The 21,612-nt window shown below is 67.7% G+C and carries 19 protein-coding genes and 1 tRNA gene; 5 read left to right on the plus strand and 15 right to left on the minus strand.

Translation table 11 applies throughout. The annotated features are described in order from the left end of the window. Window positions 1-70: 70 nt before the first annotated feature. Window positions 71-1,657: an ABC transporter substrate-binding protein gene (locus ASD56_RS02680; protein WP_162249499.1), complete on the plus strand. Its 1,587-nt coding sequence runs from the start codon at window positions 71-73 to the stop codon at window positions 1,655-1,657. Window positions 1,658-1,780: 123 nt separating this feature from the next. Here the strand turns inward: ASD56_RS02680 and ASD56_RS02685 are convergent, their stop codons facing one another. Together ASD56_RS02685 and ASD56_RS02690 are read right to left on the minus strand one after the other, a co-directional pair. After that, window positions 1,781-2,533, minus strand: a complete 753-nt coding sequence (locus tag ASD56_RS02685) for an enoyl-CoA hydratase/isomerase family protein (protein WP_162249500.1) — start codon at window positions 2,531-2,533, stop codon at window positions 1,781-1,783. Next, window positions 2,530-3,879: a CaiB/BaiF CoA transferase family protein gene (locus tag ASD56_RS02690; protein WP_235565490.1), complete on the minus strand. Its 1,350-nt coding sequence runs from the start codon at window positions 3,877-3,879 to the stop codon at window positions 2,530-2,532. Before ASD56_RS02690 ends, ASD56_RS02685 begins: the two co-directional genes overlap by 4 nt. Here ASD56_RS02690 and panD point away from each other — a divergent pair. Together panD and panB are read left to right on the plus strand one after the other, a co-directional pair. Continuing rightward, window positions 3,866-4,249, plus strand: a complete 384-nt coding sequence (gene panD, locus ASD56_RS02695; protein WP_235565492.1) for an aspartate 1-decarboxylase — start codon at window positions 3,866-3,868, stop codon at window positions 4,247-4,249. The genes ASD56_RS02690 and panD overlap by 14 nt on opposite strands. Continuing rightward, on the plus strand, window positions 4,246-5,133 hold the full coding sequence (panB, locus tag ASD56_RS02700; protein ID WP_055960877.1) for a 3-methyl-2-oxobutanoate hydroxymethyltransferase: 888 nt from the start codon (window positions 4,246-4,248) through the stop codon (window positions 5,131-5,133). Before panD ends, panB begins: the two co-directional genes overlap by 4 nt. Window positions 5,134-5,179: 46 nt before the next feature. Here the strand turns inward: panB and ASD56_RS02705 are convergent, their stop codons facing one another. The 13 genes from ASD56_RS02705 to ASD56_RS02760 form a co-directional block, all read right to left on the minus strand. Further along, window positions 5,180-6,142 carry a LacI family DNA-binding transcriptional regulator gene (locus ASD56_RS02705; RefSeq protein WP_055960879.1) on the minus strand — a complete coding sequence of 321 codons (963 nt, stop codon included), beginning with the start codon at window positions 6,140-6,142 and terminating at the stop codon, window positions 5,180-5,182. A gap of 164 nt (window positions 6,143-6,306) precedes the next feature. Further along, window positions 6,307-7,929, minus strand: coding sequence for an FAD-binding protein (locus ASD56_RS02710; RefSeq protein ID WP_055960881.1), 1,623 nt, complete (start codon window positions 7,927-7,929; stop codon window positions 6,307-6,309). Beyond that, entirely contained in the window at window positions 7,926-8,720 is a 795-nt protein-coding gene (locus ASD56_RS02715; protein ID WP_055960883.1) for an SDR family NAD(P)-dependent oxidoreductase, read from the minus strand. The genes ASD56_RS02710 and ASD56_RS02715 overlap by 4 nt, the downstream gene beginning before the upstream one ends. 496 nt (window positions 8,721-9,216) lie before the next feature. After that, the gene (locus ASD56_RS02720) at window positions 9,217-9,894 is read right to left on the minus strand and encodes an AI-2E family transporter (protein WP_055960886.1); all 678 of its coding nucleotides are present in this window, start codon (window positions 9,892-9,894) and stop codon (window positions 9,217-9,219) included. 23 nt (window positions 9,895-9,917) lie between these two features. Beyond that, the gene (locus ASD56_RS16260; protein ID WP_162249501.1) at window positions 9,918-10,106 is read right to left on the minus strand and encodes a hypothetical protein; all 189 of its coding nucleotides are present in this window, start codon (window positions 10,104-10,106) and stop codon (window positions 9,918-9,920) included. 139 nt (window positions 10,107-10,245) lie between these two features. Then, window positions 10,246-10,337: transfer RNA gene (locus ASD56_RS02725), tRNA-Ser, on the minus strand. Between the two features lie 130 nt (window positions 10,338-10,467). Beyond that, complete coding sequence (locus ASD56_RS02730; protein ID WP_055963500.1) at window positions 10,468-11,391, minus strand: SDR family oxidoreductase; 924 nt, start codon at window positions 11,389-11,391, stop codon at window positions 10,468-10,470. A gap of 126 nt (window positions 11,392-11,517) precedes the next feature. Further along, window positions 11,518-12,357 (minus strand): helix-turn-helix transcriptional regulator, encoded by an 840-nt coding sequence (locus tag ASD56_RS02735; protein ID WP_055960888.1) that lies wholly within the window; start codon window positions 12,355-12,357, stop codon window positions 11,518-11,520. 142 nt (window positions 12,358-12,499) lie between these two features. Next, window positions 12,500-13,405, minus strand: a complete 906-nt coding sequence (locus ASD56_RS02740; protein ID WP_055960890.1) for a carbohydrate kinase family protein — start codon at window positions 13,403-13,405, stop codon at window positions 12,500-12,502. Next, the gene (locus ASD56_RS02745; RefSeq protein WP_055960891.1) at window positions 13,402-13,722 is read right to left on the minus strand and encodes a putative quinol monooxygenase; all 321 of its coding nucleotides are present in this window, start codon (window positions 13,720-13,722) and stop codon (window positions 13,402-13,404) included. The genes ASD56_RS02740 and ASD56_RS02745 overlap by 4 nt, the downstream gene beginning before the upstream one ends. Continuing rightward, the gene (locus ASD56_RS02750) at window positions 13,719-14,519 is read right to left on the minus strand and encodes an ATP-binding cassette domain-containing protein (RefSeq protein WP_200947448.1); all 801 of its coding nucleotides are present in this window, start codon (window positions 14,517-14,519) and stop codon (window positions 13,719-13,721) included. Before ASD56_RS02750 ends, ASD56_RS02745 begins: the two co-directional genes overlap by 4 nt. Then, the gene (locus tag ASD56_RS02755) at window positions 14,516-15,553 is read right to left on the minus strand and encodes an ABC transporter permease (protein WP_055960893.1); all 1,038 of its coding nucleotides are present in this window, start codon (window positions 15,551-15,553) and stop codon (window positions 14,516-14,518) included. The genes ASD56_RS02750 and ASD56_RS02755 overlap by 4 nt, the downstream gene beginning before the upstream one ends. 102 nt (window positions 15,554-15,655) lie before the next feature. After that, the gene (locus ASD56_RS02760) at window positions 15,656-16,759 is read right to left on the minus strand and encodes a substrate-binding domain-containing protein (RefSeq protein WP_082541208.1); all 1,104 of its coding nucleotides are present in this window, start codon (window positions 16,757-16,759) and stop codon (window positions 15,656-15,658) included. Between the two features lie 126 nt (window positions 16,760-16,885). Here ASD56_RS02760 and ASD56_RS02765 point away from each other — a divergent pair, with 126 nt between their 5' ends. Both ASD56_RS02765 and ASD56_RS02770 read left to right on the plus strand, forming a co-directional pair. Next, a complete protein-coding gene (locus ASD56_RS02765; protein WP_082541209.1) occupies window positions 16,886-17,905 on the plus strand; it encodes a LacI family DNA-binding transcriptional regulator in 1,020 nt (339 codons plus the stop codon). A gap of 181 nt (window positions 17,906-18,086) precedes the next feature. Further along, window positions 18,087-21,575, plus strand: coding sequence for a GH32 C-terminal domain-containing protein (locus tag ASD56_RS02770; RefSeq protein ID WP_442922371.1), 3,489 nt, complete (start codon window positions 18,087-18,089; stop codon window positions 21,573-21,575). Window positions 21,576-21,612: the final 37 nt, after the last annotated feature.

The raw sequence follows: 21,612 nt of genomic DNA on the forward strand, positions 1-21,612 counted from the left end.
GCAGACATTCCCACGCCTGCCGGCTCAGACCATCCCCGCCGCACCGACGCGGCTCATCCGAAGGAGCGCAATGACGCGTCACCGTCCACTCCACCGAGGTCGCAGCATGCTGCGAGGCTCGCTCGTGCTCATCGGGGTCGCCGCTCTGGCCCTCGCCGGCTGTTCATCGACCGGGCAGTCCAGCGACGACCAGTCCACCGGCTCCACCGACGAGATCGTGACCGGCGGCGTCGCGGAGGTCGCCACCGGGGCCGAGATGCCCGGGTTCGACCCTGTGAAGGTGCGGGGCGTCGGCGCGGGAACCGAGAAAGTCGTCCAAGTGCTCGACATCCTGATGGACTACGACGAGGTGTCGGGCGAGATCACGCCGCGCCTCGCCGAGTCGATGGTCAGCGACGACGGCATCACGTGGGTCATGACGCTGCGCGATGGAGTCACGTTCACCGACGGCGAGCCGCTGAACGCCGAGGCGGTGCTCTTCAACCTCGAGCGTCACATCGCCCCTGACTCGGTGAGCGCGGCGAAGGCGTCGCTCGCGCCGGTGCAGCGGATGGAGGCGACCGGCGAATATGAGGTGACCTTCACGCTCGCGCAGGCGAGCGGCTCGTTCCCACTGGCGTTCACGTGGGCCTCGCCGGCCGGACTCATCGGCTCGCCCAAGGCGCTCGCAGACGCCGAGGCCTTCAACATTGCACCGGTCGGCGCCGGTCCTTTCACGGTGAAGTCGTGGACGCCGGACGACGAGCTGGTCCTCACTCGCAACGTCGACTACTGGGACGAGGGCAAACCGTACCTCGACGGCCTGGTGTTCCGCGTCCTGCCAGACTTGCAGACCCGGGCCGACGAGCTGGTGTCGGGAACGATCGACAGCGCGCTCGTGCCATCGATCCGCTGGAACGCCATCGGCGCCGATCCAAATGTCGAGATCGTGCCGGTGGAGGGCATCGCTCAGGTCATCGTGCCGAACGCCTCCAAGGGCGCCGGCGCCGACGAGCGGGTGCGCGCGGCGATGGCGATGGCGCTGAACGGCGAGACCACGGCTCAGGTGCTGTTCGGCGGCACCGAGTACTGGGACGGCGATACGACGTGCCTGCCATGGGCGACGGGGTCGCCGATCTGCGTCAACGGGTCGGTCTACGAGCAGGACCTCGACGAGGCCAGTCAGCTTGTCGCCGACTTCGTCGCCGACGGAGGCGACACGACCATGACGATGACCTACCACCAGGGCCTCGTGGATCAGGCGACCTACTACCAGCAGCAGCTCACCGAGATCGGCCTCGACGTCGAGCTCGACCCGGTCGACGTGGCCGCCTACTTCCAGGCCGAGGCGACGGGCGACTATGACATCTTCGTCGGGTCCGGTGGTTACCCCTACCTGTTCAGTCGGCTGTACTCCGGCTCAGCGCTGCAGTGGGGTCGGGTCGCGTACCCGGAGCTCGATGAGCTCCTGCTGCATGCGCGCGACGACCTGTCGCTCGGCGAGCGGAACGAGGCGTGGAGCGGGGTGGTGAAGTTCCTGCACGACAACGCCGTACTGCAATGGCCGGCCCCGTACACCTCGGGAGTGGGCTATTCGACGTCGCTGCACTTCGGCGACACCGGCGACTACAAGGGAAGCCTGATCGTGTACTTCGACGACGCGTGGTTGTCTTCCTGACACGCTCATGAATGCGCCCGCACCTCGATCGGGGTGCGGGCGCATCCATCTGTTCCTCGAACGACTGGTCTACCAGCTGATGCGCAGCCGGGGGTGCCCATCTGTTCGGATGCCGCCGCCCCGTCAACCGCGTTTGCGCTGGAGGAACCCGAGCAGCCGGGCACGCTGCTCAGGGTCAGAGCCAGCCGCGCGCTCCCACCGCTGAGTAGCCTCCAGTGGCGTCTCCTCCGCGGGTCCGAGCCCGTCGATGAACTCCTTCGCGGCAGCCTGACTGAGAGGGGCGAGTTCGGCGAGCTTCGCACAGAAGGCCTCGACCGCGGCGTCCAACTCGTCATCGCTGTGCACCCAGTCGACGAGCCGCGCTGCCCGGGCGTCGTGCGCGGAGAACACCTCGGACGCGATCAGCAGCCGTTTGGCCACCGATGGCCCGCACAGGTGGGCAAGTCGACGCACCGACGTCGATGGATAGATGACCCCGAATCGTGCCGGAGTGACCGCAATGGATGAAGTGGAGGAGGCGAGGCGGAAGTCGCACGCGCAGGCGATCATGGCACCGCCGCCCACGCACTGGCCCCGCAGCACCGCGACAGTGGGGGTCTGAGCATGAGTGATCGCGCGTTCGGCGTCGGTGGTGAGCTCGGATGGGTTGACTCCCTGTCTATCCGCCCATGCGGCTACTAGATCCACCCCGGTCGAGAAGTCGCTGCCATCGCCCCTAATCTCGATAACCCGCACTGAATCGTCCGCGTCCAGTCGCTGTACCTCTGCGGCGAGATGGGACCACATGGCGGCGTCAAGTGCGTTCTTTCGAGTCGGGCTGCTGAGGGTAATTTGAGCGACCGGACCGACGCGGTTCGAGAGGATTCGTCCGGTCACGAGCAGCCCTTCACTGCGCCTCGCTCGATCAGCGCATCGACCTTTGCATCACTCCAGCCGAGCTCGATCAAGATCTCGCGGGAAGAGTCACCCAACCGCGGGGGATACGCGGCGATGCGGGGACGCTTGCCATCGAACCGCAACGGGGCCGCCAACAGTGGGCGGGAACGGGTTGCGTCCGCTGTCGCTACCTCGTTTACGAGCTTCAGCGCAGCAACCTGCTCTTGTGCCAGCGCATCGGCCACACCGAGAACGGGACCTGCGGGAAGCCCTGCACTGGTCAGTCGGTCAACCCACTGACGCACGGTGGCAGTTTCCAACCGCTTCTCTAATTCCGCTGTGAGCCGCTCACGGTTTTCAACGCGAGCGGCGGGACTCGCGAACTCGGGCCTGCCCATCAGTTCCTCTGCCCCGATGACCTCGCACAGCCAGCGCCAGTGTCGCTGGCTGCTCGCGGCGAGAACAATCTCGCCATCGGCGGCGCGATAGGCCCCGTATGGCTGAATGCTCGGATGCATGTTGCCTTGCGGTTCCGGGTTCTCACCGGTCGACAGCCCCTTTTGGGCCTGGAACACTAGCGAGTACAGCGCGGTTTCAAGGAGTGACGTCTCGACACGCACACCTTCATCCTTCCTAGCCAGGATGGCGGCGAGAACGCCTATGACCGACACAAGACCCGTCATGAAATCGACGATGGGCACGCCGACTCGATAGAACGCGCCGGCGGATGGGCCAGTCACGGACATCAGACCTGACATCGCCTGAGCAATCTGATCGAGTCCAGCGGAGTTCCGCAGGGGACCATCAGAACCGAACCCACTGACGCTCGCGACCACCAAGTGCGGATTGGCCGCCCGAAGCGCTGCGGCGTCGAGACCCATTGCGCCCATTACCCCGGGCCGAAAGCTCTCTATCAGAACGTCGGAAGTACCTATCAGCGAGCGGAGGATCTCCCCCGCCGCGGGGTCCCGGAAGTCGAGCGCGAGCGCCCGCTTCCCGTGGTTCGCCGACGCAAAGTAGAGGCTTTCATCCCCATCGAATGGACCCCACGCGCGCGCCGGATCACCGTCGAGTGGTTCCACTTTGATGACTGCCGCGCCGAGATCAGACAGGAGGCTGGCGCACAGCGGCCCAGCCAGCGCCCGAGACAGATCCAAGACTCGGATTCCGTGCAGCGGTCTGAAACTCTCTGACGACATCTTCAACCCCTCCATCGAACGGCTCGGGTAGTATTTGATCATATATCGGCGAAACCTTGCGACCAGAACTTCCGGGATCACATCGGCTGGCCGCGATCGCTCGACTGAAGGAGACCTGCCGATGCGGCGAACGATGCTGAAGTCCAAGATCCACCGGGCTACGGTGACCGGCAGCGATTTGAACTATGTGGGCTCCATCACCATCGATCCCCAACTCCTCGCGGCAGCCGACATCCTGGTTAACGAGCAAGTCCACGTGCTCGACGTCGACAACGGCGCCCGCTTCGTGACCTACGCCCTCGAGGGGGTCCCCGGATCGGGCGAGGTCCAAATCAACGGAGCGGCCGCGCGGCTCGTGCACCACGGCGACATCGTGATCGTGGTTTCGTACGCCGAATACGAGGTCGCCGAGCTCGGGGACTTCGACCCGCGTGTCATTCACGTAGACCGGACCAATGCGATCATCACCGTCGACCACGCCGTCGGCGAGTTGGCGACGAGCGCGTCAGAAACATGAGCGCTCACCCCGTCCCGCTCCAGCCGTCCGGCGACCGGCAGCGCATCACGATCGGAACCCTCGCCGAGTTGAAGGACGCACGCACCTCGATCGTGATGGTCACCGCCTACGACTTTCCGGGCGCGCTGGCCGCCGAGGCTGCCGGCGTCGACGTGGTGCTCGTGGGCGACTCCGGTGCGATGACGGTGCTCGGCTACGAGAGCACGGTACCCGTCACAGTCGATGAGATGCTCATGCTGACGGCCGCCACCCGGCGCGGACTCCGAACTCCTCTGCTCGTCGGCGATCTGCCCTTCGGCAGCTACGAGCGCTCCGACGAGCAGGCCGTCGCGACCGCGCAGCGATTCGTCAAAGAAGCAGGGTGCGACGCCGTGAAGCTTGAGCGCGGCGGCACATCGGTCGCACGCGCGCGCGCGATCATCGGGGCGGGGATCCCTGTGATGGGCCACGTCGGCCTCACGCCGCAGACGGCCGCGGCCTCCGGCGGCTTCCGTTCTCGGGGCCGCCATGCGGATGAGGCACTCGAGGTGTGCCAGAGCGCGCTGGCTCTGCAGCGTGCAGGCTGCTTCGCGGTCGTCTTCGAGGCGATCCCCTCTCCCGTCACGGCGGCCGTGATGCCGCGGATGACCGTGCCCGTCATCGGAATCGGCGCTGGTCCGACGACGGACGGTCAGGTGCTCGTCCTGCACGATCTGGTCGGCATGTACGAGGGGCACAGTCCGCGCTTCGTCAAGCGCTACGCGGACGTCGGCTCGCTGATGCGGGATGCTGTGGCCGATTACGCGCACGACGTCCGCACGGGGGCGTACCCACTCGCAGAGCACTGCTACGGCATGCCGGACAATGAAGCGGATCGACTGCGAGATCTCCTCAACTTGATGTGACCCTGGGAGGGCTCTGCCGGTCGCGGAAACCGCGCGCTCAGACCGATCAGGTGGTCTCGCGGCGCACCAGCTGAACCTCGGCAGACGGTCCCGCCGAGGGAGGTGTGCCGCCCTCGACTGCGGCCACCGCAACGAGTGCCAGGTAGCGACCGAGGCCCGCAGCGTCCACGCGAACGCTGGAGACGGCAGGGACGAGAAGGCTCGCCAACGGCGTATCGTCGTGGCCGACAATGGCTAGCTGATCGGGAATTGCGATTCCCTGCCTCAGCGCAGCGGCGACGACGATGGCCGCCACGTCGTCGTTGTACGCCACGACGGAGTCGGCTCCTGCAACGACCCACCCGCGGACGGAATCGCGAGCGTTGCCGGCGTTCACCGTAGCGACCGCCACGAGATCCGCGTCGGCACGATCGCGCAGCGTCGCGGCCGCAACCTGTCGACGCTGCTCGGCGAGGCCCGCGAGCCGTTGGTCGTCGGGCCCGGCGAACACGATCCGCCTGCGTCCCTGCGCCAGGAGGTGCTCGACCTGAACACGTGACCCATCCGCGAACAGCTGATTCTGCTCGAACTCCAATGAGCCACGATCGGGTACCAGCGCAATCGCACCAGACGACGCGATTGCAGCGTAGTGATCATCGGGCAGGGGCGTCAGCGAGAGAACGACATCCGGATTGAGGCTCTCCCAGAGCGGGACTGCCTGGCCGTCGGGGTGCGGGCTGGTCGTCACCAGTGAGTACCCCGCCCGGTCCAACGTCAGCGATGCCTCGTCGATGTTCGCGCGCATCGAATGACCCAGCGGCCAATCCGGCAGCACCAGGAGCACGATCCGACTGCGACCGCTTGCCAGAGCGCGAGCCGCGGTGTGCGGTCGATAACCCAGCTGTTGCGCCTCGTCAAGGACACGGCGCTTGGTCGCCTCCGAGATGCTCTGACCGGGGGTGCTGTTGAGCACGAAGCCGACAGTCGCGCGAGACAGCCCGAGCGATCGAGCAACATCGGCTGCGGTCACGCGCCTACTCACCCGCTTTGTCTGAGCGCTCATCGATCTCCTGTCGATCCGCCTGCACTCTACTCTCGCGCTCGAGAATGGATGCGCCCGGCCCGCGCACGCCCTGGGCGCGGCGGAAGCGTCGCTCCACGCGAGAGACGGATGTTCCGGGGTGCAGGGTGGGGTTAGTGCGCGAACGGGAACCGAGCAGGTGGGAGCGCGTGCTCGCCTGCGCGACGCCCGCTGAAGACGCAGTCCGCAAGCGAGAGACCCGACACGTACCCATTCGCGCAGATGCCCACCGCGTTGCGTCCGGCCGCATAGAGGCCGTCTATCGACGTTCCATCCTCACGCAGCACGGCGCCCGTGCGCTCGTCGACGAGCAGACCGCCCAGGGTGAGGCCAGGGAGCGGGTAGTACATGACGTTACGGGCCGAGATGTCGATCGCGTAGAACGGTGCGCGCTCGATGGGCGCACAATACTCCGGCGCCTTATGGAACGGGTCGCCGAGTTTCGAACGCAGCCCGAAGTTGTAGGCGTCCACCGAGGAGCGTAGACCCGCCGAGTCCACGCCGATCTTCGCCGCGAGGCTGGTGAGCGTGGCAGCCCTGCTGTGGCCGAACAGGAAGAGGGGGATGAGCTGCAGAAGCTGGAAGGACTGTGTCTGGGTGCGCAGCTGCGAACGCGCGCGCCGCCACGTCGACGAATCGCAGACCAGCCATCCTCGGCCGTCATGGTGGCGCATCATGACGTCGCCGTGCGCGGCGCCGTACAGATCCTCATTAGCTATGCGGGTTCCATCCTGACCGATCGCGACACCTTCGAGCAGGGCACTCGGAGGTGTGAGGAATCGCCATGCGGTGACGTTGCCCATCTTGCCCGTGGCGGCGCCGACGGCTTGACCCAGGCGGATCCCCGCCCCGTCGTCACCAGGTGTGCCGAGCGGGCTGATGTCGACGAACTGGGGTGCGTGTTCACGGACCCACTGTGAGTTGTGTATGAAGCCACCGGCGGCCAGGATGACGGCTTCGGCACGCGCAGTATGCGGCTGCGCTCTCCGCTCCCACAGAGCGTCAGCTCGGTCGTTGAACAGACGGCCGATGGGAGGCATCCAGTTCCCGATTTTCCCGCCCCACGTTAGCAGGCGTCGGTGCCTCGAGGCGCCCCTAGCCTCGGACGACAGTGACCGGAACCTAACCCCGACAACTCGCGATCCGTCGAGGACGAGTTCTTCGACCCGCGCCGCGGTGATCGATTCCACGCCTTTCGCTGCGGCAGACGCCGCGAGCGCCGCCCACATCGCCTTGCCAGAGGACAGGCCCTTCGCGAGCGCCCTGTGCCCGCGGGGAGCGGGCACCGAGATCTCGGGGTACGGATGTGCCTTCTCATTACCCGAGTAGTAGAGATAATGCTTGTCGGTGGGGTACGAGGTCTTGTACTCCGGCACGCCGTCGGCGAAACGGACTCCCTGGGACTCGAGCCAAGCGATCATGTCGACGCTGGTGTCGCAGAATCTGCGGAGTGTCTCTGACGAGACCGCGTCCCCGATCTCATGTGCGAGGTACCGGTACATCTCATCCACAGGGTCGTCGTACCCGGCGGACCGCTGGTAGGGCGTCCCGCCGCCCGCATACACTACGCCTCCTGAGAGCGCGCTCGCTCCCCCGCCGTAAGCGCGGTCGATGACGAGCACTCGTGCGCCGCGGTCAGCTGCTTCGATCGCGGCGCATGCGCCGGCCGCGCCGTACCCCACGACGATCACGTCGAATTCGAGCGGATCGCGCGGTCCATCTTCTCCGCGCTTCATGCCGGCATCACGGACTTCATCTGACGGGCGACGAAGCGTGTGGCCCCGCCCGGGCTGATCCTCACCAGCGCGTCGAGCATCGTCGCGTCCCGTCCCACCAGGATTCGGAAGCGCCCCTTCTCGAGGCCCGCGACGATTTTGCGGCCGGCGACAGCGGGCGTCGAGGCGCGTACAGTGCGCGTTCCCGCGTCGATCATCTGCACACCGGAGTTTCCCGTCAGGTCGGTGCTGACGTTCCCTGGGAAGATCGTGCAGACTTCGACTCCGGAATCGTGGAGTTCTGCGTAGAGGCCTTCGCTGAACTGCTTCACGGCCGCTTTGCTTGCTCCATACATCGTCTGTGACGCGAAGGGGATCAGCGCGGACAGGCTCGACATGTTCGCCACGAGAGCGCGGGGACGTTCCCGCAGCAGGGGAAGGAAGGCGCGACAGATGTTGACGGTACCGTCGAAATTGATCCGCATCACTCGGTCGCTCTCGGCTGAATCGAGATCGGCGACGTAGGCGAACCGATGGATGACGCCGGCGATGTTGACCACACCGTCCACAGCTCCGTGGCGGGCGATCACCTGCTCCGGCAGCGCATTCACCGCTGTCCGGTCGGTGACGTCGACGACGTGTGTGGACAGTCGGTCGCCGGCGGCGGCGAGCCGGGAGGTTTCGGCGAGCCCTTCCGGTCTCACGTCGACGACGGCTACCTCCGCGCCCTTGCGGATGAGGCCCACCGCGACCTCACGGCCCATCCCGTTGCCCCCTCCGGTGACGACGAAGACTCGGTTTGCGATTTGCATGTCAACTCCTTCGTTGATCGCGGCCTTTCTAGAGGCCAGCGCGCGAGAGGTTGCAGTGCCTCCCGAGGCGGTTGGGTCCAACCAAGCAGACCCGGGCCGGGGGCGCGCGACGCCCTCCCGGTCAGCGGGACGCACACCGTACGCCGCGCGTCGAGGTATAGTGCCGGCACCGGAGCCCCAATCGCTGGAGCCGCACTTCCCGTGCGGAAACCGCGTCGCAGATCCCGCTCAACGGCGGCTGGGCATCACCCCACGGATGCCTCCTATACGCCCATGACCAAGGTCGGGCCGCCCACGCAGACCATCCCGCGCCCGAATCCCGTCAGCGATGGTGGTTCGCGGTCTTGCTTGCCAGCACCCTGATAACAACGATATTCTCGGCAGCGGCGAAGCTGGCAGCCATCGCCCCGGAAGCCAGGAGTGGCAACTCCGGATCGTCGCGGCCGTGGCGGCTTTGACCTTCACCGTGCGTCGCGGCGACAACTCCCAGCGGCCGTCAAGCGCGGTCCTGTCGCGGGATGACCACCCGCTCGATGACCACCAGTGCTGCGGCGGCGGCCGGGACTGCCACGAGTGCGCCGAGGATGCCGCCCAGGGCTGCGCCGGCAAGGGCCGACACGATGACCAGAACGCCGGGAACGGCGACCGCGCGGGCCATGACGCGTGGCGTCAGGACGTACGCCTCGACTTGCAGGTAGACGAGCAGGATCCCAGCGGCGACCAGCGCCCCGACGGGGTTGACGGAGAGCGTGGCGAGGACGGCGATGGACGCTCCAATGAGAGGTCCCACGATGGGGATGAGCGCTCCGATGAATGCAATGACGGCGAGCAGAAGCGGTGCCGGACTTCCCAGGAAGCTCATCAGCAGGAAGGTGAACGTCGCGTTGGCGAACGCCAGCACCGCCTGACCCGCGACGTACCTTCCGACGGAAAGCAGGATCTCCTCGACCGTGGCGACCACCTGTGCTCGGCGCGATCGGGCGATGAGGGCATACGCCTTCGTCTTGATGCGAGGCAGGGTGAGCGAGAAGTAGAGGGTGAGGATGCCGACGGCGATGATGCCGGTCACGGCGTCGATGATGCCGGTGCCGATCCTGAGGATGCCGCCGGCGAGCGCGAGGACCTGATCGGGGTCAGCAACGAAGGCGAGGACGCCGTCCAGAAGGCCGTGCATGTCGATGGTGCCGCCCCCACCAACTATCGGTGGGCGTTGTGCGGAAGTTTGGCCTCGGGTTCGATCGTCACGCCTTGCGCCACTATGCCGCATCGACGTGGCTGCGGTTGGGGACGCCGGTGAATGAAGTCGCCGAGTATCTCGGCGACGACGCGCGCACAGTGTTGGCCGTGTACGCGCACATCCTCGGTGAGGATCAGCGTCGCGCTCATGCGCAACGACTCGCCCTCGCGGAGGGACACGGACCCACGGGGGACACCTGGGGGACACCTAGAACAGAATCGGGCCGTAGATCCGGCCCTGCTCGCTTCTAGCGCCGCGCACAAATCCGTGGGCTAACCAGGCATTTTGTGGCGGAGACGGAGGGATTTGAACCCTCGGTCCCCGTGAGGGGACTCCACCTTAGCAGGGTGGTGCACTAGGCCGAACTATGCGACGTCTCCAGGCATCCGCCCGCAGAACGCGCGGATGCACTCGGCAATCATACCCGGTGCGGCAGGACTGCACGCACGAGCTCTCAGCCAACACTCACGCCGCGATTCGCCCGCGGCGTAGACGATCCGAGGAGCCCTGTCAGGCGACGAATCGCGCGCCGACGAGCCGCTCGGACTCACTCCACAGCCGAGGGCCGTCGTCGACGCTGCTGAACGGCATCCAGAACTTCAGCAGGGCGGGCGGGCCGGCCGTCACCCGTTTCGGTCCGTAGAACTGGTCGCCGTGCGAGTCGGGACCGGTGGCGGCGAGGAGAGCCGGCTGCGCGGCGCTTTCGACGCTGCCGGCCAGGCCGACCCGTGACAGCAGGCGGATCACACGACGTCCGCCCATCTCCCGCGGCCGCCCCAGGTCGGGCTGGGCAGCGAGGAGGTTGGTGGGAGAGACTCCCGGGTGGGCGAGATTGCTCGAGACACCCCAACCGCCTGCCTTGCTGCGCGCATCGAGCTCACGAGCGAACAGCGCCACCGCGATCTTGGACTGGACGTAAGCCCTCATCACGTCGTACGAGCTCTCCCAGTTCAGGTCTTGCCAGTTGATGGCGCCGCTGCGGGCGGCAATGCTCGTCTGGTGCGTCACGCGGCCGCGCCCCGCCCGCAGAAGCGGCAGCAGCCCGGTGGTGAGCGCGAAGTGACCGAGGTGATTGGTGCCGAACTGCAGCTCGAACCCGTCCTTCGTCACCTGTCGCTCCGGCGGCTGCATCACGCCGGCGTTGTTGATCAGGAGGTCGATGGGACGCCCTTCGGCGTTGAGTTCCCTGACGAGTTCGGCCACCGAGTCGAGTGAGGACAGGTTGAGCGCGCGGGTCTGGATCTTTGCGCTCTCGATCTCCGTTCGGATGCGGTCGGCAGCGGCCTCACCTTTGGAGAGCGTGCGGACCGGCATGACCACTTCAGCACCGGCCCGCGCGAGACGCGTGGCGATGACATGCCCGATTCCGTCGCTTGCTCCCGTCACGACGGCGAGCTTTCCGGTCAGGTTCGGGACCTCGGTAGTGCGTGGCATGAGAGCTTCCTTCGTTGCGCGGCGGCCGGTGATCGGCATGTAAGCCATGCTCGGTCGTCGCGGCGAAGCGATTCAGTGCCTACTCATCCACTGTTCGCCGGTCCACCCTTCGCGACCAGCGCGCATTCATGACACGCGCTGTCCGCTGATGACAGCGAGCAGCTGGAGCTTCTCCTGACTCTCGCTCCCGGGGGCGGCGGTGTAGACGAGGAGACGATGTGACTGCTCAGGATCGAGCAGCGTCTGGCAGCTGAGTTCGAGCTCCCCCACTTCGGGATGGAGGAAGCGCTTCAGGTTCGGCGACGATACACCGACCTCATGTGTCTCCCACAGCGCCCGGAACTCCTCGCTCTGCTCGTTGAGCAGGTGCGCAAGCTGCGCCGCCCGGGAGTCGGCGCCGCGTATCCCGACGATCTCTCTCAGCCCCGAGACGTAGACCCTCGACAGGACGGCTCGCTCTTCCGGCGGGTACGCCTCACGGGCCGCCGGCTCGACGAACCACCGATAGCCGAGACTGCGAGAGGGACCGGTGTAGCGAGACACGTCGCCGAGGAGGGCAACGCCCAGCGCGCTCTGCCGGAGCGTCTCGCCGAGTTCGGTGACGATCTCGGCAGGAGTGTCTTGCAAGCGGTCCAGGATGCGCAGCATGCCCGGACTGACGTGATCGCTGGTGGCACCCCGGGCGGGCGGGTTGTGTCCCGCCAGCCGGAACACATGGTCGCGTTCGCTCAGCGACAGGTGGAGACCCTGGGCGATCGACGCCACCATCTGCTCAGACGGCTGCGGACCGGTCCCCCGTTCGAGACGCGCGTAGTAGTCGGTCGACATATGGCAGAGCGCCGCAACCTCCTCTCGCCGCAAGCCGTCGGTTCGCCGCCGATGACCGCGAGGCATCCCCACATCCTCAGGCTGCAACGACGCTCGCCTGGTGCGAAGAAACTCCCCCAAGCCCTGGCGATCCATCACGTGTCTCCCTTCCCCGCGGAACGACGGCCAAAGGCCTTCCTCGTTCCTATCGCGGGCGCTCGTTCCTCGCCAGGACCTGACGATCCACCCCTCGCGCTCACATCAGCGAGGAGGGGACGAGCTGCACAGCAAAAGGAAGCCCTCAGGCCGGTTCCAGTTCCCGCTTCCAGGGCAGGTCGGCCCCGGCCCGCGAAACCGTGATCGCCGCGGCCCGAGCGGCCGCCTGCCCGAATTCCTCGAGCTCGTGGCGCCGCAGGTCGGCGCTTCCCCGCTCGAGGAGGGAGTGGATCAGCGACGCCATGAAGGTGTCGCCGGCGCCGATCGTGTCGACCGCATCGACCGCGGTCGCAGGAACCCTGACGCGCCCGGCGCCGCTCGCCATGATGGCGCCCGCTGCTCCGAGCGTCATGACGACGAGGCGAGGGCCGAGTTGCAGGACCGCATCGACGGCGGCGTCGACGGAGAGACCCGGGTAGAGCCACGCCGCATCTTGATCGCTCAGCTTCACGACCGTGGCCAGCCGCGCGATCGCCTCGAAGGTGGCGACGGTCGCCGCATGCTCTCCCACCAGGTCCGGCCGGATGTTCGGATCGAACGTGATCTCCGCGGCATCCGCTTGCGTGAGTGCACGGAGCACGGACGACGCTCCCGGCTCCATGAACGCGGCGATCGACCCGGTGTGGACGATCCGCGCGGCCGTCGTGGGCGGCTCGAAACGGTCCCAATGGACGTCGAAGGTGTACTCCGCGTGGCCGTCCGCGTCGATCGCGGCCGCAGCCACCGACGTGGCGGCCCCGACCAGCGACTCGGGCAGCACCTCGACACCGGACGCCCGCAGGTGCTCGATGATCGCGTTCCCGCGCGCGTCGTCCGCCACCTGCGTCAGGAGCGAGACCGCCACCCCGCGGCGCCCGAGGCCGAGCGCGACGTTGGCGGGACTGCCGCCCACATGCTCGATGGCCACGGTCCCGTCGTCGACGACGTCGATGAGCGCCTCGCCGATCACGAGCACATCGCGCACGGCGGGGCGCGCCCCGGCCGCGCTCATCGCGTGACCGGGGTCAGGAAGTGCAGATCGCTCCCCGCGCCCTCGATGTGCTGCACGAGCACCTCGTTGAACGCACGCCCCGGCTCGGCCCCGAGGTGGGCCTCGAACGCCGCGCGATCCCGGTAGATCTCGAACACCACGAACTCGGCCGGCGACTCCTCGCGGCGGTAGACGTCGAAGGTCACATTGCCGGGCTCGGCGCGCACGGTCTGGGCGTAGTCCGTGATGAGCCCCTCGACCACAGCGACCGAATCCGCCCGCGCCGTGAACTCGGCGTAGAGGACGACGGGTTCGGCATCCTGATCCGCGGCGGTCATGCCTGTGCCGCGCCGGTCATGATGGCGACCGCGTCCGTCATGGAGTGCGACTGCGGCGTGATGGTCGCTGCCCGCTTTCCGAGACGCTGGATGTGGATGCGGTCCGCGACCTGGAACACGTGCGGCATGTTGTGCGAGATGAGGATGACGGGAACTCCCTGCTCGCGCAGCCGCCCGATCAGCTCGAGCACCTGGTTCGACTCGCGCACACCGAGAGCCGCCGTGGGCTCGTCCAGCACGACGACCTTCGAGCCGAAGGCCGCGGCACGCGCGACGGCGACGGCCTGGCGCTGACCGCCGGACAGGTTCTCGACCGCGACGCTGACGTCCTGCAGCGTCGAGATGCCGAGCTTCTGCACCTGGTCGCGGGCCTCCTTGCGCATGCCGGAGATGTCCAGCGCGCGGAAGACCGACCCGGCGATGCCGGACTTGCGTCGTTCCCGCCCGAGGAAGAGGTTGGCGGCGACGTCCAGCGCGGGCGAGACGGCGAGGTTTTGGTAGACCGTCTCGATGCCCGCCGCGCGCGCATCCTGCGGGCGCTTGAAGTGGACTTCCTGACCGTCGAGCAGAATGGTGCCCTCGTCCGGGATGTAGGCGCCCGTGAGGCACTTCACCAGCGTGGACTTGCCTGCGCCGTTGTCGCCGATGATCGCGAGGACCTCTCCGGCGTGCAGCTGGAGGCTGACACCGTCGAGGCCGACGACGCGGCCGAACGTCTTGACCAGGCGCCGCGCTTCGAGCACGGGCGTCTGCGGCGGCGTAGGCGCCGGGGTGACGGCGTCTTCGATGAGGCTCACTTGCGTACCTTTCTGATCCACTGATCCACCGCGACGGCGACGATGACCAGGATGCCGATGGCCAGCGTCTGGTAGAGACCGTCGACGCCCGCGAGGAAGAGGCCGTTGCGGAACACGCCGACGATGATGGCGCCCAGCAGGGTGCCCCAGATCAATCCGCGCCCACCGAAGAGGGACGTGCCGCCGATGACGACGGCGGTGATGGAGTCGAGGTTGAGGTCGGCGCCGGCGTTGGGGCTGGCTGCTCCCGATCGCCCGATCTGGATCCACGCCGCAACCGCGAGCACCGCTCCGGCGGCGATGTAGACGCTCATGAGCACGCGCCCGGTCGAGATACCGGCGAGACGCGCGGACTCGGCGTCGTCGCCCACCGCGTAGACGTGGCGGCCCCAGGCGGTCCGGCCCAGGATGTACGCGACGATGGCGTAGAGGACGAGCATGATGATCACGCCGACGGTGAGCCTCACGTCTCCGAGGGGGATGGCGGTCCCCGTCCACGTGAGGAGCTCCGGCATCTCGGCTCGCCGGATCGTCTGCCCGCCGCTATAGAGAAGCGTGAGCGCGACGAACACGTTGAACGTACCCAGCGTCGCGATGAACGGGGGGAGCTTGACCCTCGTGACGAGGAAGCCGTTCAGTGCACCCGCGGCCAGAGCCGCGAGCAGGCCGGCGAACAGCGCCAGTGGTGCCGGAAGCCCGTTGTGGTACGCCGTCTGCGCCATGACCATCGAGGCGAGGATCATCGCGGCGCCGACGGAGAGGTCGATGCCCGCGGTGAGGATGATGAGGGTCTGCGCGATGGCGACCGTGCCGACGACGGACACCTGGTCGAGGACGAGCGACAGGTTCGCCGGGGCGAAGAATCGGGGGTTGATGCTCCCGAACACGATGATCGCGAGGACCAGCACGATGGCCGGGCTGATCGCGGGATAGCGGTGGAGCACACCGCGGATGCGGTCCAGCGGTGTACGCCGGTCGAGGAACTCGGCCGCGAGGTCGAGAGTCGAGGTGGGCGGTACTTGTTGTTGGGTCACAGGTTCACTTCCGTCGGTACGACGCGTCATCGCGCGTGATGTGGGGTGAGGATGCCGCGCCCGGCGCGGCCGGTACGCGGCATCCTCACTCGAGAGGGGTGTTTACTCGCCGCCCCAGCAGATCTCCGCGGCCTCGGCCGTGTCGATGGACTCGACGCCGTCGACCGGGCTGTCGGTGACCAGGGCCACACCGGTGTTGAAGAAGTCCAGTCCGTCGGACGTCTCGGGGGCGGTGCCGGTCTCGACCAGCTGCACGATCGCCTCGACTCCGAGCTCGGCCATCTTCACCGGGTACTGCTGGCTCGTCGCGTCGATGATGCCGTCGGCGACCTGACCGACGCCAGCGCAGCCGCCGTCGATCGAGACGACGATGACGTCCTCGGGGCTCTTGCCCGCGGCTTCGAGCGCCTGGTGCGCGCCGTAGGCGGCCGGCTCGTTGATCGTGTAGACGACGTTGATGTCGGGGTTCTTCGCGAGCAGGTTCTCCATCGCGGTCCGGCCGCCGTCCTCGGCGCCCTGCGACGCCTCGTTTCCGACGAGCGTGTAGCTGCCGCCCTGGCCGCCCGAGTAGGTGCCGGTCGACTCCTCGTCGCCGTTCACCGTCTCGTCGGCGAGGTCGATGCCCATGCCGTCGAGGAAGCCCTGGTCGCGGTTGTAGTCGACGCTCACGGCCTTGTCGTCGAAGAGATCGATCATGCCGATGACGGCATCCTCTCCGGCGAGCGTCTCCGCGGTCCACTGGCCGATGTACTGGCCGGCGAGGAAGTTGTCGGTGGCGAACGTGATGTCCACCGCGTCCGCGGGGTCCGGCACGGTGTCCAGCGCGATGACGAACAGGCCGGCGTCGCGCGCCTTCTGCACGGCGTCGAGCACGGCGGGGCCGTTCGGCGTGATCAGGATGCCCGCGTCGCCCTTCGAGATCGCGGCCTCGATGGCCTGGATCTGGGTGTCCTCGTCGCCATCCTCCTTGCCGGCGGCGAGCGTCAGGTTCACGCCGCTCTCTTCGGCCGCGGCCTGAGCGCCTTCCTGCATGGCCACGAAGAAGGGGTTGGAGTTGGTCTTCACGATCAGCGACACACCGATGCCGTCGGCATCGGCATCCGCGGAGCTTCCACCGGCTGCGCCGTTGCCCGCACATCCCGTGAGCCCCAGAACGGCCACAGCAGAAACCGCGGCGAACGTGAGCGCGGAGCGCTTCGCCTTCATGTGATTCCTCATTGAATTCCTCTCGGCAGGTCGTCGTCGACATGACAACGATGTCAGTTAAGGATTTAGTCGACTTGTTCGCTAGTGTCAAGTGCGAACAAGGAGCGAAACCAAACCGTGACATCGATGTCGAACTCACCGCGCGTGACCATGAAGCAGGTCGCCGCCCTCGCCGGCGTGGGGATCAAGACGGTGTCCCGCGTACTGAACAACGAGCCGAACGTGGCCCCCGAGACGGCGGATCGAGTGAACGCCGCAGTGCGCGCGTTGGACTACCACCTCGACCTTCAGGCGGGCAGCCTGCGCCGGATGGACGGCCGTACGCGGACCCTCGGGCTTCTCGTGGGCAGCGTCGACAACCCGTTCTCCGGCGCCATCCACCGCGCCGTCGAAGACGCCGCCGTGGAGCGCGGCATCGCCGTGTTCGCCTCCAGCCTCGACGACGACCCGCGCCGAGAGGAGTCCGCCGTCCGGGCATTTCTTCAGCGTCGCGTCGACGGACTCGTCCTCACCACGGCGCGACCCCGGCCCGACTATGTCACGACGCTCGGCGACCGCGGCATCCCGGCGGTCTTCGTCGACCGAAGGCCCATCGATGTCGAGCTCGACAGCGTGACCAGCGACAACCGCGAGGGCGCGGCCAAGGCGACGGCGCACCTGATCGCCCGCGGGCACCGGCGCATCGCGCTGCTGGCGGACCGCAGCGACCTTCAGACCGCTCACGAGCGTCGGGAAGGCTTCCTCGAGGCCATCGGCCAGGCCGGGATCCCGACATCAGAGACCCTCACCGTGATGGATCTCCACGACGCGGCCTCCGCGGAGGAGGCGACAGCGCGCCTGCTGACGGGCCCCGACAGGCCGACGGCGGTCTTCAGCGCCCAGAACCTTGTCACGGTGGGAGCCGTGCACGCCCTGCGCGCCGCCGGCCTGCAGCATTCCGTCGCCCTCATCGGGTTCGACGACATCCCCCTGGCCGACCTCCTCGAGCCGGGCGTGACCGTCGTCGCGCAGCACCCCTACGAGATCGGCAGGGTCGCCATCGAGCACGTGTTCGCGCGGCTCGAAGGCGACTCCGGCCCTGCTCGCCACACGGTGATCCCCACCACGCTCATCCCTCGCGGCAGCGGAGAGATCCGCCCCTCGTAGCCTCCGCGTTTCGGCTGCCATCGTTGTCGGCATCCGATCTGGGCTCTTGCATTGTCCGCTGGACAGTGTCTAGCATCGCTCCCGTCCGCATGACATCGATGTCAGTCGGCTGCGACAGGCAGCCACGCACAAGGGAGAGCGAGTGAAGGACTCCACGATGACGCACCACCGGAGAGCCGGAATGCGTCCAGGAACGAAGAAGCAGGCGGCCGTCGCGGTCGCTGCGACCATGGCCCTCATCACGACGTTGGGCATGGCCGCCCCCGCAGCATCCGCCGAGGTGCCACCGGGCGATGAGGCGTATCGCCCGCTCGTCCACTTCTCACCGGAGAAGAACTGGATGAACGACCCCAACGGTCTCGTCTACGCCGACGGGCTGTATCACCTGTACTTCCAGCACAACCCCAGCGGCACCCGGTGGGGCAACATGAGCTGGGGTCACGCGACCAGCAGCGACCTGCTCACGTGGACCGAGCAGCCGATCGCGATCCCGCAGACGTTCAACGAGCAGGGCCAGGCGATCGAGAGCATCTTCTCTGGGTCCGTCGTGATCGACGAGAACAACACGTCCGGGTTCGGCGAGGGCGGCGAAGCGCCGCTCGTCGCGATCTACACGAGCGCCTACGAGGCTGCTCACCCGACGCTCGCCGGTCGGCAGGCGCAGTCGCTGGCGTACAGCCTGGACGGCGGCTACACCTGGGAGAAGTACGCGAACAACCCGGTCCTCGACCGCGCGTCGGCGAACTTCCGCGACCCGAAGGTCTTCTGGTACGACGGTCCCGCCGGGCAGTACTGGGTGATGGCGGCCGTCGAGGCGACCGACCACAAGGTCGTGCTCTACAAGAGCTCCAACCTGCGCGACTGGGAGCACCTGTCCGACTTCGGGCCCGCCAACTCCACGAGCGGGATCTGGGAGTGCCCCGACCTGTTCGAGCTGCCCGTCGACGGTGACCCGAACAACACCAAGTGGGTGATGGTCGTCAACCTCAACCCCGGCGCGGTCGCCGGAGGCAGCGGGGGCCAGTACTTCGTCGGCGAGTTCGACGGGACCACATTCACCAGCGAGAGCACCGAGGGCGCTCAAGCGCTTCCTGAGGGCGACGTGCTCGCCGGCTTCGACGGCGGCACGTTCGAAGGCTGGACCGTGTCCAACGAGCCGGGCAACTGGCTGAACGGACCGTGGGGCCTTCAGCCCCCGGCCGGCACCCTCCCCGGCCAGAACACCGTCACGGGCTTCGTCGGCGCCGGACTGGTGAACGGCTTCTACGACGGCGACTGGCCGATCGGCACCCTCGAGTCGCCGGCGTTCACCGTCTCGGACGACTACGTCAACCTGCTCGTCGGCGGCGGCCGGCACCCCCACGTCGCGGGATCCCAGTTGACCAACGATCCGCCGGCCGGCACCACGATCTTCGACTTCGAGCTGCCCGACGGCCAGACCCTGGCCGACTCGGGCTGGCAGATCACGGGCGACTTCGCCACGGATCCGGCGCGCAATCCCTCGACCAACGGAGGTGAGCAGTACCTCGGCGCCAAGCGGCTGAACACCTGGGAAGGCGGACCGCGCGGCGACGACAACGTCGGCGAGCTGCTCTCCCCCGAGTTCACGCTCGACGGCGATTACGTCTCGTTCCTGATCGGCGGAGGCAAGCGCACCGACGGCACGCTTCAGGCGGAGCTCGTCGTCGACGGCGCCGTGGTCAGGACCAAGACCGGCCCGGAGTCGGGCGCTCTCAACTGGGCGTCGTGGGACGTGTCCGAGTTCGCGGGCGAGCAGGCGCAGATCCGGATCCGCGACGAGGCGACCGGCGGGTGGGGCCACCTCACCTTCGACCACGTCGTGGTCGGCGATGTCGAGTCGAAGCTGCGCAGCGACGAGACGTCCGTGAACCTCGTCGTGGACGGCGAGATCGTCCGGTCCGCCACCGGCTCGGACAGCGAGCACCTCGACTGGACCAGCTGGGACGTGAGGGAGTTCGCCGGGAAGCAGGCGACCGTCCGCGTCGTCGACAACAACCGCGGTGGGTGGGGGCACATCCTGATCGACCAGGTCATGACATCGGATGCCGCGGCCCCCACGCGCCTGGAGAGCTACGACTGGCTCGACTGGGGCCGCGACTACTACGCGACCGTCTCGTACTTCGGCACGCCGGACAGCACGACGCGCATCATGCAGGGCTGGATGAACAACTGGGACTACGCCAACGACATCCCCACGTCGCCCTGGCGCAGCTCGATGACCCTGCCCCGCGAGGTCTCGCTCACCGAGACGCCCGAGGGACCGCGGCTCACGCAGAAGGTCGTCTCCCAGATCGACGAGCAGCTGCGGACCGACGTCGCACAGACGCGCTCCGACGTGGCCGTGACGGGCGACACCGGGCTGGACCTGTCGGGCGAGGTCGTCAAGATCGACCTGACGCTGCAGCCCGGTGACGCCGACCGCGCCGGCATCGTCGTCTTCGGCGACGGCGAGACGGGCACCCGCATCGGCTACGACGCGAACACCGAACGCGTCTTCGTCGACCGCCGCGACTCGGGCAACGTGGGCTTCCACCCCGCGTTCGCCTCGGTCGAGGACGCGCCCGTCGCGCTCGACGAGGACGGGACCGTCACCCTGGAGCTGTATCTCGACCGGGCATCGGTGGAGCTGTTCGCCGCCGACGGCCGCGTCACGATCACGGACCAGGTCTTCCCGAACGCCGGGGCGGACGACATCACGGCGTGGTCCGAGGGCGGCAGCGCGATGATCCAGGCGATCACCGTCACCCCGATCACGCCGACGATGTGGAAGGTCCCCGCACCGCTGGAGGTACCGGGTGCTCCGACGGAGGTCACCGCGACGGCCACGGCCGACGGGGCGACGGTGGCGTGGACCGCGCCGGCGGAGGACGGCGGCGCACCGGTCAGCGAGTACCGGGTCTACCGCGAGGGGGTCGAGGCCCCCGTCGCGACGGCGTCGACGACGTCTGCTGCGGTCACCGGCCTGGCGCCGGGAACGAGCGCCCGGTTCGCCGTCAGCGCCGTCAACAGCGCCGGCGAGGGACCGAAGTCGGAGTGGAGCGCGGCGGTCGTCGTCCCCGACGGGGCGGCGTTCGCCCCCGCCAAGGGAGTCCTGTCGCACGACAACGGATGGGACACCGGGCTGGCCGACGGCGACTACAACGTCACCATGAACCTGTGGTGGGGTCAGAACGCGACGGAGTTCCGTCTGTTCGAGAACGGCGTGCTCGTCGCGGCCGTGCCGCTGCCGTACGGCGGATTCTCCGCTCAGCGCGCGAGCGTGCCGGTGTCGGGCAAGCCGAACGGGACGTACGTGTACACCGGTGAGCTCGTCAACTCGAAGGGCGTGACAGCGACGACGAGCCTCAAGGTGAAAGTCAGCGACGCCGCCCCGGCGAAGCCCGTCCTGAGCCATGACAACCACGACGGCGACCGCACGTTCACGCTCACCGCCAACCTCTGGTGGGGCACCAACGCGACGTCGTACCGCTTCCTGGAAGGCGATGCCGTGATCGGCGAGGGTGTGCTCACGGCGAACACGCCGGGTCCGCAGAGCGCCCTGCTCGACGTGGTCGGTGCGACGAAGGGCAAGCACGTCTATCGGGTGGAGTTCGCCAATGCGGCCGGCTCCACGGTGAGCGCACCGGTCACCGTGACCGTGCGGCGCTAGCCGGCGAGACACGACATCGTGCCCGGGGCAACCGCCT

The sequence above is a fragment of the Microbacterium sp. Root166 genome, from assembly GCF_001427145.1.
In the GTDB taxonomy this organism is placed as follows: Bacteria; Actinomycetota; Actinomycetes; order Actinomycetales; family Microbacteriaceae; genus Microbacterium.

Coding starts and splice junctions, on each gene's coding strand:
- ASD56_RS02680 (WP_162249499.1), top strand. CDS start 71: ATGACGCGTCACCGTCCACTCCACCGAGGTCGCAGCATGCTGCGAGGC.
- panD (WP_235565492.1), top strand. CDS start 3,866: ATGCTGAAGTCCAAGATCCACCGGGCTACGGTGACCGGCAGCGATTTG.
- panB (WP_055960877.1), top strand. CDS start 4,246: ATGAGCGCTCACCCCGTCCCGCTCCAGCCGTCCGGCGACCGGCAGCGC.
- ASD56_RS02710 (WP_055960881.1), bottom strand. CDS start 7,929: ATGAAGCGCGGAGAAGATGGACCGCGCGATCCGCTCGAATTCGACGTG.
- ASD56_RS02715 (WP_055960883.1), bottom strand. CDS start 8,720: ATGCAAATCGCAAACCGAGTCTTCGTCGTCACCGGAGGGGGCAACGGG.
- ASD56_RS02720 (WP_055960886.1), bottom strand. CDS start 9,894: ATGCACGGCCTTCTGGACGGCGTCCTCGCCTTCGTTGCTGACCCCGAT.
- ASD56_RS16260 (WP_162249501.1), bottom strand. CDS start 10,106: ATGAGCGCGACGCTGATCCTCACCGAGGATGTGCGCGTACACGGCCAA.
- ASD56_RS02730 (WP_055963500.1), bottom strand. CDS start 11,391: ATGCCACGCACTACCGAGGTCCCGAACCTGACCGGAAAGCTCGCCGTC.
- ASD56_RS02740 (WP_055960890.1), bottom strand. CDS start 13,405: ATGAGCGCGGCCGGGGCGCGCCCCGCCGTGCGCGATGTGCTCGTGATC.
- ASD56_RS02745 (WP_055960891.1), bottom strand. CDS start 13,722: ATGACCGCCGCGGATCAGGATGCCGAACCCGTCGTCCTCTACGCCGAG.
- ASD56_RS02760 (WP_082541208.1), bottom strand. CDS start 16,759: ATGAAGGCGAAGCGCTCCGCGCTCACGTTCGCCGCGGTTTCTGCTGTG.
- ASD56_RS02765 (WP_082541209.1), top strand. CDS start 16,886: ATGTCGAACTCACCGCGCGTGACCATGAAGCAGGTCGCCGCCCTCGCC.
- ASD56_RS02770 (WP_442922371.1), top strand. CDS start 18,087: ATGCGTCCAGGAACGAAGAAGCAGGCGGCCGTCGCGGTCGCTGCGACC.